The following is a 15,145-nucleotide window of genomic DNA, read 5'->3' as shown; positions in this document are numbered from 1 at the left end:
TCATATGTCTAAAAGTGAGTTGAAATAGTTATGTTTAAAGATAAAAAACTGATGATAACTGGTGGTACAGGGTCCTTTGGTAACACGGTGCTGAACCGCTTTTTAAATACAGATGTTAAAGAAATTATTGTCTTTAGCCGAGATGAAAAAAAACAAGAAGATATGCGTATCGCGTTGAATAATCCAAAGATTAAGTTCTATATTGGTGATACGCGTTGCTATGATTCTATCAGCCAGGCAATGAAGGGTGTGGATTATGTTTTCCACGCTGCGGCTTTAAAACAGGTTCCTTCGTGTGAGTTTTATCCGATGGAAGCCGTTAAGACTAACGTCATTGGTACTGAAAACGTTCTGAATGCGGCGATTCAAAATAACGTTAAAAAAGTTGTTTTGTTAAGTACCGATAAAGCTGTATATCCAATTAATGCTATGGGTATTTCGAAAGCAATGGCTGAGAAAGTACTCGTTGCAAAATCAAGAACCATTGGTGAAGATGGACCCATTATGTGCGCCACTCGTTACGGCAACGTTATGGCCTCCCGGGGTTCCGTTATTCCATTGTTTATTGAAAAAATTAAAACTTCAATGCCAATGACAATTACCGATCCGAAGATGACTCGTTTCCTTATGTCTCTTGAGGATTCTGTGGACTTGGTTTTACATGCATTTAAAAATGGCCAGCAGGGTGATATTTTTGTGCAGAAAGCACCGGCCAGTACCGTTGAAGATTTGGCAACAGCAATTGGCGAACTGCTGAAATTACCTTATAACACTAAAATTATTGGCACTCGTCACGGCGAAAAACTTTACGAGACACTTGTTTCACGTGAGGAAATGGCTAAAGCAGAAGATATGGGTAAATATTATCGAGTGCCGGCAGACAACCGTGATCTAAACTACGATAAGTTTATCATCGATGGGAAACCAGAAGCCAACAATGTTGATGATTATACTTCTCATAATACAGAGCGTTTAAATGTTGAAGAAATTAAAGAGCTCTTACTCACGCTGAAGTATGTTCAGGAAGAAATCTCAAATTAATGTTTCCAGAGCTTGTGGCCTATTCAGGCCATAAGCAAAATTATAATTATCGGAACATACTATGCTTTATGTATTAATCCCGTCTAAAAATAACGCAGAAACACTTCTGACTCAGATGAAAATACTCAGTGAAGTTTTTTCATCTGAGACAAATATAAAGATTATTGTTCTGGATAACTCTTTGCATATTAATCATGATGTCGCTAGCATTTGTAAAGCATCTGATTGGATTTATGATAATGACGATAGGCAAATTTCAGTTTCTGCTAACTTCAATCGAGGTATTAACTATGTGAAAAACAAAGAGGGCTATTCTACCTTTATTGGGGATGATGATTTTATCACGCCTGCAGCGTTGGATATATGCACTCAGTTGGAAGTTAAAAACATAGATGTGTTCCGGCCGTTGTTCGAAAATCTTGTGTATTGGAATGGATTTAAATCACGGCGCGGTTCAGTAACATGTGACTTTGAAGTAAGAAAAAATAATCGGTTAGTCCAGGCAACGCATGCAATCATAAAGAAAAATATTTTTAAAGGCATCAATAAGTTTGATGGGCCGCAGTTTAATATCATACCTTCTTTCTACCATTGTATTTTTTCGAACTCTATTGTTGAAGGTTTTGATTTTGGTCCATTTGCGCCGGATTCATATTCTGCCGGCTATTTACAACAGCATAAGATAAGTTTTTATTCTGAAATAAGTAACGCAATAATCCCTGGTTCTGCGCCAAGAAGTGCAAGTGCCTACACAGCAATAAAAGATGGCCATGACTCCTTTGCTTCTCATGCGCATACGAATGCCTATTTAGATGACGAGACATTATCAGAGGTCGCAACGTTATCATATCGCTCTGATTACATCTGGTATCTGTCTTTCCTGGCAGGTGAGAGACAATATCTGATGGCGAAACAATTTACTAAAAGTGATGTTGAAGGACTATCTGATTATCATGTGAGCAATATTCTTAAAAAATATAAGAGAATGCTCTCATTAGTTAGTGCAGCAACGATTACAGTTAAAAAACACGCCAAAAGTGGTTTTACCGATTTTTTAAAAAATGGCTGAACCGTGATGATATATATAATTGGATATGTTTACTCTATTCTTTCCCTGCTGTTTTTCAGGAATATATTAAAACCCAGCAGACTCTATTTTTTAATTACAGCAATTCCTCTGGCAATAGTATTACTGCGTGGGCATACAGGGACTGATACACAATCTTATATTGATATAATCGGTCTCATTGAACATGGCGTTGATGCTTCGGTAGAAATCGGCTTTTATATTGCAACAAAATTCCTTTTAATGTTTACAAGTGATGGGCTGGTTATTACAAAGATTCTGTCTTTGTTAATGCTCATCAACTTTGGATTGTTTTTTGGGAATAGTAAAGAACGTGTATTCGTTTATACATTACTTATTATTCCATTATTCTTTTTTGATATGTACATGAATGGATTGCGGTATGGAATAGCTTACTCATTCGCACTTTTAGCTTACGATCAACAGCAGAAGAAAAACAATATAAAGTTCTTGCTATTGGTCGCACTTGCCATATCGTTCCATATATCATCGATTGTTGTCATAGCTTTAATGTTTGCCAATTATCTACGATATTTAAATACAAAAGCCTTGGTTGTTATTGCTGCTATTACTGGTCTGTTTATTTATTTCTTTAAAGATAGGGTTCTTTTAAAACTGGCTCAATATTCCACTATTGAGTCTCCTGGCGCCCTTTCTGGGGTGATGCCACTATTAATATTTATACTCACTGTCGGATTGGTTGTTGTCTCCGCAAGAAAGCAGTCTGCCTTTTTCTTTGTGGCTTTGCTCTGTGGTGCTGAGCTTCTGTCGTTTATAATGTCACGTTATACTTATATGGGGATGAGAATTCAGTTTGTAGTAATTCTTGTCTTGTTTTGCAAATTGCCGGAGTTTATATATTTTAGATTGCAGGCAGTTCTGGTGCTCTTCTTTATAAGTTTACTGTGTTTTACTGGAAGATACCGTAATATGGCTGATGAGTACGGAAACGGACCGTCTCCATTTATGCCATACCATTATTATTGGGATGCCAGTTAGCATTGTTGTACTGAAAAACACAGGAGACGTTTGTGATAAATAATTCATTCACAATTATTGTTCCGCTATACAATTCGGCCCTTTTCCTTGAGCGCTGTATTAAGAGTTTACAGGACCAAAACTATAATAACTTTGAGGTTATTTTGGTTGATGATGGATCTCAGGATGAGACATTTGCTCTTTGTCAGGGATATGAAAAAAAAGATTCACGTTTTAATGCTTACACTAAAAACAATGAAGGGCAGGGGGTTGCCAGAAACTTTGGATTAGCTAAGGCTAAAAATGATTTTATACTTTATGTTGATAGTGATGATTTCATTGAAAGCGATGCATTGAAAAATATTAATGAAGCCATTAATAGTACACCAGATTGTGATTTTGTGAATTTCCTCATTGATTTTGTTGATGAAAACAATCGGCCACGACATCAGTCTGCTCGATATAGTCTGCCAACAATGTCAGGAGATGATATTTTTATATCAGCCATGTTAGACAGGGATATACTTTCTTCACCCTGCAATAAAGCATACCGCAGATGTTTTTTAGTGAGCAACAATATCGAATTCCCTTCGTTGAGAAAAAACGAAGATATTATATACTCAAGAATAATTGGTTATTATTCTAAGAAAACAGCTTTCATTAATAAAATATTGTATCATGCATTGATACGCAGCGGCAGCACATCAAGGAATATCACTTCTGATAATTTAAAAGATAGCCTGTTAACCATAGATAAGTTAAAATTTTTCATGCAGGAAAAAGATATTTTCAGTCAGTATGAAATTGTTTTTAACGCATTTGTTGTTCGACACTTAACGTATCTTCTCATCATTATTTCGTTTTGTTCTGATGATTATGATGGATTTAAGCGAAAAGTGGATTTAACAACAGATATAGGTTTGAAAAATTATCTGAAAGATAAAAAGGTTATTAGTCTTTTAAGTGTCAAACAGAAAATAATGGCGTTATTATGCCGTGTGCCATTGGTTCTTTTTAGTATGGCGAAATTATCTACAAAATTAGGCTTATATAACCCTGGTAGATAAAATTGTTCCATAAGAGAGTGAAGGGATAAAAATGAGGGTTTTCTTATCTGTTGTTTCGCATAAGCATGCGTCTTTAATCACGGAATTGGATTGCTTGTCAATTCTTGCGAAACACTTTGTGGTCGTGTTGAAAAATAATTATGAGGGTGAGGCTCAGTTGTTACAACGTTATTGTGATCAACATAGCATTCATCTTATAAATGACGCGTACGGCTGTGGTTTCGGTAAAAATAACAATATAGTTTTTAAGTATTGTGAAGAGCAATTTAATATTGCAGATGATGATTTTTTCATTACATTCAATCCTGATGTAGTAGCCTCGCCAGAGGATATACAACAACTGATTGATTGCATGAGTAATAATTCGATCCCATTTGCCGCGATCTCTTTGTACAAAAACAACGAAAGAACGATTCGTGATTTTTCCATTCGTAAATTCCCAACTTTCACCACGTTTGCGAAGTCGTTTATGGGGTTGGGTAATAATTCGCTAATAAAAGAATGCCTTGATGTTTCTAAAGTTGATTGGGCCGCCGGTTCTTTTTTAGCATTTAGAACTGATGTCTATAAAAAGCTTCGTGGTTTTGATGAAAAATTCTTCATGTACTGCGAAGATATTGATATTTGCTATCGTGCTAATAAGCAAGGTTATGGCTTAACATATTTGCCGACAATCAGTGCAGTACATCTGGCAAAACATCAGAATCGTAAGATTTTTAGTAAACATTTTTATTGGCATATAAAAAGTGCTTTGATGTTTCTGCTATTGAGTAAAGCAGGTATCAGAACAAAATCAATCCTATAGGCGATAGCTATTATTATTAGGATTCTACCCAGACTAAATATGTGGAATATGAAAGTTATGTGCGATTAAGGCATCTTCCGCTATCTGTAGGTCTTAAACATGGGTTAACATCAGGGCCACATTTCAAGCCGCGTGTAGGGCGCGGTGAGCACACCTGACAGGAGTATGTAATGTCCAAACAGCAGATCGGCGTTGTGGGTATGGCAGTGATGGGGCGCAATCTGGCGCTAAACATTGAAAGCCGTGGTTATACCGTTTCCGTATTCAACCGCTCCCGTGAGAAGACCGAAGAAGTCGTCGCAGAGAACCCTGGTAAGAAGCTGGTTCCTTACTACACCGTAAAAGAGTTCGTTGAATCCCTGGAAACCCCGCGTCGTATCCTGCTAATGGTGCAGGCTGGCGCTGGCACCGATGCTGCCATCGACTCCCTGAAGCCTTATCTCGATAAAGGCGACATCATCATCGATGGCGGGAACACCTTCTTCCAGGACACCATTCGCCGTAACCGCGACCTGTCGGCTGAAGGCTTCAACTTCATCGGCACCGGCGTTTCCGGCGGTGAAGAGGGCGCCCTCAAAGGCCCATCTATCATGCCTGGCGGCCAGAAAGACGCTTACGAGCTGGTTGCCCCAATTCTGACCAAAATTGCTGCGGTTGCTGAAGACGGCGAACCATGCGTAACTTACATCGGGCCTGACGGTGCCGGTCACTACGTTAAAATGGTTCATAACGGCATCGAATATGGTGACATGCAGCTGATCGCAGAAGCTTATTCTCTGCTGAAGCACGGTTTAGATCTGTCTAACGAAGAACTGGCCGAAACGTTCACCGAGTGGAACAAAGGTGAGCTGAGCAGCTACCTGATCGACATCACTAAAGACATCTTCACCAAGAAAGATGAAGATGGGAAATACCTGGTCGACGTCATTCTGGATGAAGCCGCTAACAAAGGCACCGGTAAATGGACCAGCCAAAGCTCCCTGGATCTTGGTGAGCCGCTGTCTCTGATCACCGAATCCGTGTTTGCACGTTATATCTCTTCTCTGAAAGAGCAGCGTGTGGCGGCATCTAAAGTGCTGAGTGGCCCGCAGGCTAAGCCATTCACCGGTGACAAAGCTGAGTTCAGCGAGAAAGTTCGTCGCGCACTGTACCTGGGTAAAATCGTATCTTATGCTCAGGGCTTCTCCCAGCTGCGTGCCGCATCTGAAGAGAACAACTGGGACCTGAACTACGGTGAGATCGCGAAGATTTTCCGTGCGGGCTGCATTATTCGCGCGCAGTTCCTGCAGAAAATCACCGATGCTTATGCTGAGACCCCGGCTATTGCTAACCTGCTGCTGGCGCCTTACTTCAAGAAGATTGCCGACGATTACCAGCAGGCCCTGCGTGATGTGATCTCTTACGCTGTGCAGAACGGTATCCCAACCCCTACATTCTCTGCTGCTATCGCTTACTACGATAGTTACCGTGCCGCCGTGCTGCCAGCTAACCTGATTCAGGCTCAGCGTGATTACTTCGGTGCACACACCTATAAGCGTACAGACAAAGAAGGCGTCTTCCACACCGAGTGGCTTGACTGATTCTTTTGACTGTCTGATAAAAGGCCCTTTTAGGGCCTTTTTTACATTTGATGACTGTTTAAATATTAAACATCACATTTTGAGATCGAGGATGTTTCGTGAGATGCATTGTTATTTCAGCATATTCCGATCTTTTCCTTACAAATCATTAAGGTCTTTTGCTCATTATCTTTCTATACTATAGAACTGATGAATATACGTAGCTGCTCTCATTATTTTTTTATTTTTTTCAAAGGCAATCATGAATCGAGCTGACTCAAATGTGGCGAAAGAACACACCAGCAATCAACAGGAAAGTATTGATTTAATTGATGTTTTTATGCAGTTGTGGCGTGGTAAAATCACGATTGCTGTCGTAACAGTTTTAGCTATTTTAATTGGCGTTGCCTATTTGGCGGTGGCAAAGGAAAAATGGACGTCTGAAGCGATAGTGACACTGCCTGATCCAGGGCAGATAGCAAACTACACCAACGCGTTTACAGTGCTTTATAGCCAGACACCGGAGAACGCGCCTACCAATCAGGCTGTTCAACAGACTTTCTTCGGCCGATTTAACTCTGCGATGAACGCGCTTGCTGGTCAGCTTGAAAATCAGGACAAGCCTGAAACATTGATGATTCAAGCGGCAAACAAAGAGACTCCACTGCCGCTTAAAATCAGTTATGTTGCTAATTCTGCTCAACAGGCGCAGCAGACTCTGAATACGTATCTTCAACAGATCAACAAGCGCATCGTTACCGAACTGGATAGTGATCTTAAAATTTCTATTGATGCCAAAATAGGCGATCTTAAAGAACAGTTAACAACAAAAGAAAAAGTGGCTAAAGAGAAGCAGCAAAAACGTCTGGATGAGCTGAATCAGGCACTGGTGGTGGCTCAACAGTCCAATATCACTAAACCCGTGGTTTCTCAGGCTGAAACACTTTCTCAGGACACCCTCTTTGTTCTCGGAAGTGAAGCGCTTTCTTCGATGATTAAGAATGAATCTTCCCGTCCGCTGCCCTTAGACAACTCTTACTATAATGCCCGTCAGGCGCTTCTTGCGGTGAGTGAGCTGAAATCGACTCCGGAAACAACGTATGCATTCCGTTATGTCATGAAGCCGACTTTACCCGTGCACAAAGACGGTCCGAAAAAAGGTCTGACGCTCGTGTTGGCTGCCTTGCTGGGTATTATTGTAGGTTCAGGTTATGTCCTGGGACGTAACGCGCTGCGTAACCATAAACCAGCGGTGTAAGCCAGAAAAAAAAGGCCGCATTAGCGGCCTTTTTTACATCTGTTCCCGGGCTTATTTATGCCGTGCCCGTAAATTCTCAATCACCGTACTCAAGTCCAAATCCTGATCCTGCAGCAGCACCAGCAGGTGATACATCAAATCAGAAGCTTCGTTGGTCAGCTCGTGACGATCGTTCACGGTTGCCGCCAGCGCGGTTTCCACGCCTTCTTCACCCACTTTCTGCGCAATACGCTTGGTGCCGCTGGCGTACAGCTTCGCGGTATAGGAACTGGCCGGATCGGCCGTTTTCCGCGAGGCCAGCAACTGTTCAAGTTCAAACAGGAAAAGCCAGTCGTGGTGCGCTTCACCGAAGCAGCTTGAGGTGCCGAGGTGGCAGGTTGGGCCGATGGGGTTCACCAGCACCAGCAGCGTGTCGTTATCGCAGTCTGGCGCAATACGTACCACGTTCAGGAAATGGCCTGACGTTTCCCCTTTAGTCCACAGGCGCTGTTTGGTGCGCGAGAAGAAGGTCACTTTGCCGCTTTCCAGCGTTTTCGCCAGCGCGTCCTGGTTCATATAGCCGAGCATCAGGACTTCGCCGGACACCGCGTGCTGAACGATAACCGGCATCAGGCCATCGGTTTTTTCCCAGTCCAGCTGGGCTAGCTGTTGTTCTGTTAACACACTCGAATCTCCACACCTTGCTGAACCAGAAACGCCTTCAGTTCGCCAATATTGATAATTTGCTTATGGAACACGGAAGCCGCCAGAGCGCCGTCAACGTCCGCATCACGGAAGGCCTCATGGAAGTGTTCCATGGTGCCTGCGCCACCGGAGGCGATAAGCGGCACGTGGCAGACTTCACGCACTTTCTTCAGCTGCGTCAGGTCGTATCCGTTACGCACGCCATCCTGGTTCATCATATTCAGGACGATTTCCCCGGCGCCGCGCTTCTGTACTTCTTGCACCCAATCCAGCGTTTCCCACTGTGTTACGCGGGTGCGGCTTTCATCGCCGGTGTACTGATTCACGTGGTATTTGCCTGTTTCAGCGTCAAACCAGGTATCAATGCCGACCACGATGCACTGCACGCCAAAGCGATCCGCCAGGCGAGTGATAAGCTCAGGATCTGCCAGAGCAGGGGAGTTAATGGAAATCTTATCCGCGCCGAACGACAGGATCTGCGCGGCATCCTCAACGGATTTAATCCCGCCGGCCACGCAGAAAGGAATATCGATCACTTCCGCCACGCGGGTCACCCAGCTTTTGTCTACCACGCGGCCATCGCTTGAGGCGGTGATATCATAAAACACCAGTTCGTCGGCGCCTTCCTGGGCATAGCGCTGCGCCAGCGGCACGATGTCGCCGATGATTTCGTGATTGCGAAACTGCACGCCTTTCACCACCTGGCCGTCACGCACGTCCAGGCAAGGGATTATCCGTTTTGCCAGCATGAAATCGCCTCCTTCACGTTAAATTTACCTTCCAGAAGCGCGCGCCCAACAATCACCCCTTTCACGCCGCTGCCGCGCAGGGCGGCAATATCATCCAGGCCGCCAATGCCGCCGGAAGCCTGAAAGGCGACCTGCGGGAAGCGCGCGCACACTTCCTGATATAGCTCTACGTTTGAGCCTGCCAGCGTGCCGTCGCGGGAAATGTCGGTGCACAGCACATGCTTCAGGCCAAACGGCAGGAACTCATCGACAAGCTGTTCCAGCGTGGTGCCGGAGGTTTCCTGCCAGCCGCTTACCGCGACCTGCTTGTTACCTTCGGCATCAATGCGCACGTCCAGCGCCAGCACCAGGGCGTCGGCGCCAAAGCGTTTAAACCAGCTTTGTACCAGCGCCGGGGATTTCACCGCGGTGGAGCCAACCACCACGCGAGTGGCACCCGCTTCCAACAGGGCCTCAACGTCCTGCTCTGTACGCACGCCGCCGCCAACCTGAACCGGCACGCTCACGCCAGCCAGCAGTTTTTGCAGCAGAGGAATTTGGCGGGCCGCAGGATCTTTAGCCCCGGTCAGGTCAACGAGGTGCAGCACCTCAGCGCCCTGGGCCTGGTAATCCTGTAAACGTGGAAGCGGATCGCTGCCGTAATCACGCTGCTGGCCGTAATCTCCCTGATGGAGACGCACCACTTTGCCGTCAATTAAATCAAGAGCCGGAATGATCATCGTCTACATCTCCAGAAAGTTTTTCAGCAGCTGAGCCCCAGCTGCACCGGAACGTTCGGGGTGAAACTGAACGCCCCAGAAATTATCTTTTTGCACCGCCGCGGTGAAGGCTTCACCGTAGTTTGCCTGGGCGATGGTGTTTTCGCAGACCGGCATCGCATAGCTGTGAACGAAATAGAAATACGCCCCGTCTTCAATGCCACGGAACAGGCGATCGCCCGCCTTCGGGTAAACCCGGTTCCAGCCCATGTGCGGCAGTGGCAGACCGAAGTCTTTCATCTGCAATACCGGCTGGTCGATAATGTCCAGCATTTCAACGCCGTGGCTTTCGTCGCTACGGCTGCCGAGAAGCTGCATCCCCAGGCAAATACCCAGCACGGGCTGGGTACAGGCTTTAATTAACTCCACCAAATCGCGCTCGATGATTTGGTTCATGGCCGCCTGGGCGGTACCTACGCCCGGCAGAAAAAGCTTATCGGCGCGCAGCACCACGTCCGGGTCACGGCTGACCAGCGGCTCATAGCCGTGGCGCTGAATGGCCGATTTCACCGAATGCAGGTTGGCGCAGCCCGTGTCGAGGATCACCACATTCATCAGAGCACTCCTTTCGAGGAGGGGAGCGTGTCGCCCTCTACGCGAATCGCCTGGCGCAGGGTGCGGCCAAAGACTTTAAACAGGCTCTCCACGCGGTGGTGATCGTTCTTGCCTTTGGTTTTCAGGTGCAGTGTCACGCCCATAGTGTAAGAAAGTGAGCGGAAGAAGTGCTCCACCATCTCGGTGCTGAGATCGCCCACGCGCTGGTAGTTGAACTCGGCTTTATATTCGAGGTGCGGGCGGCCGGAGATATCCAGCGCGCAGCGGGCGAGGCATTCGTCCATCGGCAGCACAAAACCAAAGCGGGTGATGCCACGCTTGTCGCCCAGCGCCAGCTTCAGCGCTTCGCCCAGCGCCAGGCCGGTATCTTCTACGGTGTGGTGATCGTCGATGTATAAATCACCTTTCACGGCGATCTCCATGCGGAATCCGCCGTGGGTACAGATCTGGTCCAGCATGTGATCAAAGAAACCGACGCCGGTGGCGATCTTGCTGCCGCCTTCACGATCCAGCCACACTTTCACGTCAATCTGCGTTTCTTTGGTGTTGCGCTCCACGTGAGCGTAGCGATCGCGCTTAGTGAGTTTCTCGGCGATTTGCTTCCAGTCCAGGCCATCGCTGTTGTAGCGCAGCCCCTGAATGCCCATATTTTCGGCCAGCTCAATGTCCGTGGCGCGGTCGCCAATCACATAGCTATTGGCTTTATCCAGCACGCCGTCTTGCAGATAACCGGTAACCAGCGCCAGCTTTGGCTTGCGGCAGTCGCAGTTGTCCGCCGGCAGGTGAGGGCAAATCAGCACCTCATCAAAAATAATGTCCTGTGAGGTTAGCACCTGCATCATCAGGTTGTGCGGGCCGTCGAAATCGGCCTGCGGGAAGCTGGCGGTACCCAGGCCGTCCTGGTTAGTGATCATCACCAGGCGGTAACCCGCCTTTTGCAGCTGCAGCAGAGCCGGGATAACGGCCGGTTCAAAGGCGAGTTTATCCATGCGGTCGACCTGATAATCGCTCGGTGGTTCGGAAATCAGAGTCCCGTCGCGGTCAATAAAAAGTACTTTCTGGCTCATTTGCTCTCCGTGGCCTGCAGGCCGGGTTGCTGACGCAGCGCCTCAATGGCGCGCTGGCACTCTTCGCGCGTGCCGATGCTGATGCGCAGGCAGCCGCTTAACGTCGGTTGTTTATTCTGGTCACGTAAGATAATGCCCTGATCCCACAGCGATTTAAAGACTGCGCTGGAGGCGGTAATTCTGGCGATGATGTAGTTTGTTTCGCTGTCGAAAACCTGCTCAACGCAAGGCACGCTTTTCAGCTCATTAATCAGGTACTGGCGGTTAAGGAGCACTTCGGCAACGCGCTCACGCATTGCGTTGATGCCCTGCGGGCTTAGCGCCTGGGCCGCGATATCAGCCACCGGTGTCGAAAGCGGGTAAGGGGCGATGACTTTCAGCAGCAGGTTAATCACTTCCTCATTCGCCAGCGTAAAGCCGCAGCGCAGGCCTGCCAGCGCAAACGCCTTAGAGAGAGTCCGCAGCACGACCAGGTTTGGATATTCTTTCAGCCAGCCTGCCAGCGTCGCCTGAGGGCAAAACTCGATATAGGCTTCATCGGCAACCACCAGCGCTTTATCGCGGGTCATTTCCAGCAGTACGCGCAGATCCTGCGGATTAATCAGCTGGCCGGTCGGGTTGTTGGGGCTGCAAACATAAATGACTTTTACGCCGTCGAGGTTTTCGGCAATTGCCGGAAGATCCAGTTGCCAGTTATCCAGTGTGGCTACTGTACGACACTCGACGCCAAAGGTTTCGGCACTGACGGTGTACATGCCGTAGGTCGGCGGGCAATAGAGAATCGCATCTTTGCCCGGTTCACAGAATGCGCGAATCAGCAGTTCGATACCTTCATCCGCGCCGCGGCTTACCAAAACCTGCTCAGGCTTCACGCCCGCATAGTTGGCGTAGTTGGCGATGACCTGCTTTGGCTGGCATTCCGGGTAGCGATTCAGCGTCTGCGCGGTTAACTGGAACTCTACCGGCGTCGGATATTCGTTGGCGTTCAGCCAGACGTCGCCGTTCCCGCCCAGGCGGCGGGCGGACTGATAAGGGGTCAGGGCGCGAACGTTGGCGCGGGCTAACTCTTCGATGCTCATGCTTGCTCCTTCAGGGCGGCGACGCGTAGGGTAACGGCGTTTTTGTGGGCGGTCAGTTGCTCGGCGGCGGCCAGGGTTTCAATGGTTTTTGCCAGAGAAGCAAAACCTTGCGGAGACAGCTCCTGCACGGTCATGCGCTTCTGGAAGTCCGCCAGCCCGAGGCTTGAGCAGGTGGAGGTGTAACCGTAGGTCGGCAGCACGTGATTCGTCCCGGAAGCATAATCCCCGGCGGATTCTGGCGACCAGTCGCCCAGAAATACCGAGCCTGCGCTAGTAATATCGTCCACCAGTTCACGGGCGTTGCGGGTCTGAATGATCAGATGCTCAGGGCCGTATTGGTTAGAGATCTCAATGCACTGCGCTAAATCACGGGCAACAATTAAGCGGCTGCTTTCCAGTGCTTTGCGGGCGGTTTCTGCGCGCGGCAGGGCAGCAAGTTGACGCTCGACGGCATCGGCTACGGCCTCGGCCATAACGCTGTCCGGGGTGAGCAGAACGACCTGAGAATCCGGGCCGTGTTCCGCCTGAGAAAGCAGGTCGGAGGCGACAAAGTCAGGCGTGGCACCGCTGTCGGCGATTACCAGCACTTCCGATGGGCCAGCAGGCATATCAATGGCCGCGCCGTCGAGACGCTGGCTGACCTGGCGCTTTGCTTCGGTGACGAAGGCGTTGCCTGGCCCAAAAATCTTGTCCACTTTAGGAATGCTTTCTGTGCCGAGCGCCAAAGCTGCGATAGCCTGGGCACCGCCGACCTGAAACACTTCCTGCACGCCGCAGAGCTGGGCCGCGTAAAGGATCTCGTCGGCAATCGGCGGCGGGGAGCAAAGCACCACTTTTTTGCAGCCCGCGATACGGGCAGGCGTGGCCAGCATCAGCACGGTGGAGAACAGCGGGGCGGAGCCGCCTGGAATATACAGGCCAACTGAGGCCACCGGACGCGTGACCTGCTGGCAGCGCACGCCGGGCATGGTTTCCACATCTATCGGGGCAAGCTGCTGCGCCAGGTGGAACTTCTCGATGTTAGCAACGGCCACGGCCATCGCCTCTTTAATTTCACTGCCAAGTCTCGCCACGGCTTCATCGATTTGTTGCTGAGTGACCTGCAACTGCTTCACTTCAGTTTTATCGAACTTCGCGCTGTATTCACGCAGGGCGGCATCGCCGTTGCTTTTAACGTTGTTCAGGATCTCCGCCACGGTGCGGGTGATGCTGTCCGAAGCGGAGATGGCCGGGCGCATTAGCAGCGCGCGGCGAGCGGCTTCGTCGCAGTCGTTCCAGTTAATCAGCGTGTTGAAGTTGCTCATCACATCACTCCATCATCTTCTCAATCGGCAGCACCAGAATGGAGCTGGCACCCAGCGCCTTCAGTTTTTCCATGGTTTCCCAGAACAGCGTCTCGCTGCTCACCATGTGCATCGCCACGCGCTGCTGGTCGCCGGCCAGCGGCAGAATGGTTGGGCGCTCGGCGCCCGGCAGCAGGGCAATCACTTCATCCAGACGTTCGGTTGGGGCGTGCATCATGATGTACTTGGATTCACGAGCCTGAATCACGCCCTGGATACGGGTCAGCAGTTTGTCGATCAGCTGCTGCTTGGCCTCTGGCATTTCGCCGTCACGCTGGATCAGGCAGGCTTTGGAGCGGTAGATGACTTCGACTTCACGCAGGCCGTTGGCTTCAAGCGTTGCGCCGGTAGACACCAGGTCGCAGATGGCATCGGCCAGACCGGCACGCGGGGCCACTTCCACCGAGCCGTTCAGCAGGCAGGATTTAAACTGCACGCCTTTCTGGTCGAGGTAGCGCTTCAGCAGGTGCGGGTAAGAGGTCGCAATGCGTTTGTTGTTGAGGCTGGCCGGGCCATCCCACGGTTCGTCCACGGCGGTAGCCAGCGACAGGCGGCAGCCGCCAAAGTCCAGGCGACGCAGCGTGTAATAACGCGGATCTTCACCCTGGGCGCGGCGCGTGAGCAATTCTTCTTCGAGGACGTTTTCACCGATGATACCGAGGTCCACTACGCCGTCCATCACTAACCCTGGAATATCGTCATCACGCACGCGCAGGATGTCGATTGGCATATTTTCGGCCAGTGCAATCAGGCGTTGGGTGTGCAGGTTGATTTTTATGCCGCAGCGGGCGAGTAATTCGCGTGAATCATCGCTAAGACGGCCAGATTTCTGCATAGCTATGCGTAAACGGTTGTTGTCGGTCATCGGTAGTTACCCCTTATCAATTCCTGTCTGACGCCCAATAAAAAAGCCCCCGGAAGATATCTTCCGGGGGCTTTTTCTCGCGTTCACGCACCACTGGAAGATCTTTTCGTCTCCCAGCACCAATCGCCTGAAAGACTAGTCAGGGTGATGGTGATGATGGTGGTTTTTAAACTGAGCGCGTGTCATAAAATTCTCGTATGAATGACTATTCATTATGTGCCAATTAACGTAAACCAGATGACGCACCGAG

Annotated in this window: 16 protein-coding genes and 1 other annotated feature; of the genes, 7 read left to right on the top strand and 9 right to left on the bottom strand. The window is 48.8% G+C overall.

Annotated elements, in window-relative coordinates; genetic code table 11:
* Positions 1 to 30 precede the first annotated feature (30 nt).
* The 7 genes from LH86_RS18915 to wzzB all read left to right on the top strand — a co-directional run bounded on the left by LH86_RS18915 (position 31) and on the right by wzzB (position 7,795).
* Positions 31 to 1,041: a polysaccharide biosynthesis protein gene (locus tag LH86_RS18915; protein ID WP_039304607.1), complete on the top strand. Its 1,011-nt coding sequence runs from the start codon at positions 31 to 33 to the stop codon at positions 1,039 to 1,041.
* A gap of 61 nt (positions 1,042 to 1,102) precedes the next feature.
* Positions 1,103 to 2,110 (top strand): hypothetical protein, encoded by a 1,008-nt coding sequence (locus LH86_RS18910; protein WP_039304605.1) that lies wholly within the window; start codon positions 1,103 to 1,105, stop codon positions 2,108 to 2,110.
* Between the two features lie 6 nt (positions 2,111 to 2,116).
* A complete protein-coding gene (locus LH86_RS18905; RefSeq protein ID WP_039304602.1) occupies positions 2,117 to 3,127 on the top strand; it encodes an EpsG family protein in 1,011 nt (336 codons plus the stop codon).
* A 32-nt stretch (positions 3,128 to 3,159) separates the two neighbouring features.
* Positions 3,160 to 4,173 (top strand): glycosyltransferase family 2 protein, encoded by a 1,014-nt coding sequence (locus tag LH86_RS18900; RefSeq protein ID WP_039304599.1) that lies wholly within the window; start codon positions 3,160 to 3,162, stop codon positions 4,171 to 4,173.
* Between the two features lie 94 nt (positions 4,174 to 4,267).
* A complete protein-coding gene (locus LH86_RS18895) occupies positions 4,268 to 4,978 on the top strand; it encodes a glycosyltransferase (RefSeq protein ID WP_231562707.1) in 711 nt (236 codons plus the stop codon).
* Between the two features lie 170 nt (positions 4,979 to 5,148).
* Positions 5,149 to 6,558 carry an NADP-dependent phosphogluconate dehydrogenase gene (gene gndA, locus LH86_RS18890; protein ID WP_039304593.1) on the top strand — a complete coding sequence of 470 codons (1,410 nt, stop codon included), beginning with the start codon at positions 5,149 to 5,151 and terminating at the stop codon, positions 6,556 to 6,558.
* 241 nt (positions 6,559 to 6,799) lie between these two features.
* Complete coding sequence (wzzB, locus tag LH86_RS18885) at positions 6,800 to 7,795, top strand: LPS O-antigen chain length determinant protein WzzB (RefSeq protein ID WP_039304590.1); 996 nt, start codon at positions 6,800 to 6,802, stop codon at positions 7,793 to 7,795.
* Positions 7,796 to 7,846: 51 nt separating this feature from the next.
* On the opposite strand, the gene hisIE is transcribed toward wzzB, so the two are convergent.
* The 9 genes from hisIE to hisL form a co-directional block, all read right to left on the bottom strand.
* Positions 7,847 to 8,458 (bottom strand): bifunctional phosphoribosyl-AMP cyclohydrolase/phosphoribosyl-ATP diphosphatase HisIE, encoded by a 612-nt coding sequence (hisIE, locus tag LH86_RS18880; RefSeq protein WP_039304587.1) that lies wholly within the window; start codon positions 8,456 to 8,458, stop codon positions 7,847 to 7,849.
* A complete protein-coding gene (gene hisF, locus LH86_RS18875) occupies positions 8,452 to 9,228 on the bottom strand; it encodes an imidazole glycerol phosphate synthase subunit HisF (protein ID WP_039304584.1) in 777 nt (258 codons plus the stop codon). The genes hisIE and hisF overlap by 7 nt, the downstream gene beginning before the upstream one ends.
* Positions 9,210 to 9,947: a 1-(5-phosphoribosyl)-5-[(5-phosphoribosylamino)methylideneamino]imidazole-4-carboxamide isomerase gene (gene hisA / locus LH86_RS18870; RefSeq protein WP_039304582.1), complete on the bottom strand. Its 738-nt coding sequence runs from the start codon at positions 9,945 to 9,947 to the stop codon at positions 9,210 to 9,212. The genes hisF and hisA overlap by 19 nt, the downstream gene beginning before the upstream one ends.
* Before the next feature lie 3 nt (positions 9,948 to 9,950).
* A complete protein-coding gene (hisH, locus tag LH86_RS18865; RefSeq protein WP_039304579.1) occupies positions 9,951 to 10,541 on the bottom strand; it encodes an imidazole glycerol phosphate synthase subunit HisH in 591 nt (196 codons plus the stop codon).
* Positions 10,541 to 11,608, bottom strand: a complete 1,068-nt coding sequence (gene hisB, locus LH86_RS18860; protein WP_039304576.1) for a bifunctional histidinol-phosphatase/imidazoleglycerol-phosphate dehydratase HisB — start codon at positions 11,606 to 11,608, stop codon at positions 10,541 to 10,543. The genes hisH and hisB overlap by 1 nt, the downstream gene beginning before the upstream one ends.
* The gene (hisC, locus tag LH86_RS18855; RefSeq protein ID WP_039304573.1) at positions 11,605 to 12,687 is read right to left on the bottom strand and encodes a histidinol-phosphate transaminase; all 1,083 of its coding nucleotides are present in this window, start codon (positions 12,685 to 12,687) and stop codon (positions 11,605 to 11,607) included. Before hisC ends, hisB begins: the two co-directional genes overlap by 4 nt.
* Positions 12,684 to 13,991 carry a histidinol dehydrogenase gene (hisD, locus tag LH86_RS18850; protein ID WP_039304570.1) on the bottom strand — a complete coding sequence of 436 codons (1,308 nt, stop codon included), beginning with the start codon at positions 13,989 to 13,991 and terminating at the stop codon, positions 12,684 to 12,686. Before hisD ends, hisC begins: the two co-directional genes overlap by 4 nt.
* Before the next feature lie 4 nt (positions 13,992 to 13,995).
* Positions 13,996 to 14,895 (bottom strand): ATP phosphoribosyltransferase, encoded by a 900-nt coding sequence (gene hisG / locus LH86_RS18845; RefSeq protein WP_039304568.1) that lies wholly within the window; start codon positions 14,893 to 14,895, stop codon positions 13,996 to 13,998.
* Positions 14,896 to 14,932: 37 nt separating this feature from the next.
* Positions 14,933 to 15,055: a sequence feature (His leader region), on the bottom strand.
* On the bottom strand, positions 15,031 to 15,081 hold the full coding sequence (gene hisL, locus LH86_RS22660) for a his operon leader peptide (protein ID WP_126358378.1): 51 nt from the start codon (positions 15,079 to 15,081) through the stop codon (positions 15,031 to 15,033). (Overlaps the previous feature by 25 nt.)
* Between the last annotated feature and the right edge of the window lie 64 nt (positions 15,082 to 15,145).

This window comes from Cedecea neteri, from assembly GCF_000758325.1.
Classification (GTDB): Bacteria; Pseudomonadota; Gammaproteobacteria; order Enterobacterales; family Enterobacteriaceae; genus Cedecea; species Cedecea neteri_B.
The sequence above is the reverse complement of the archived record's forward strand: the minus strand, read 5'-3'. Positions and strand labels throughout refer to the sequence as shown.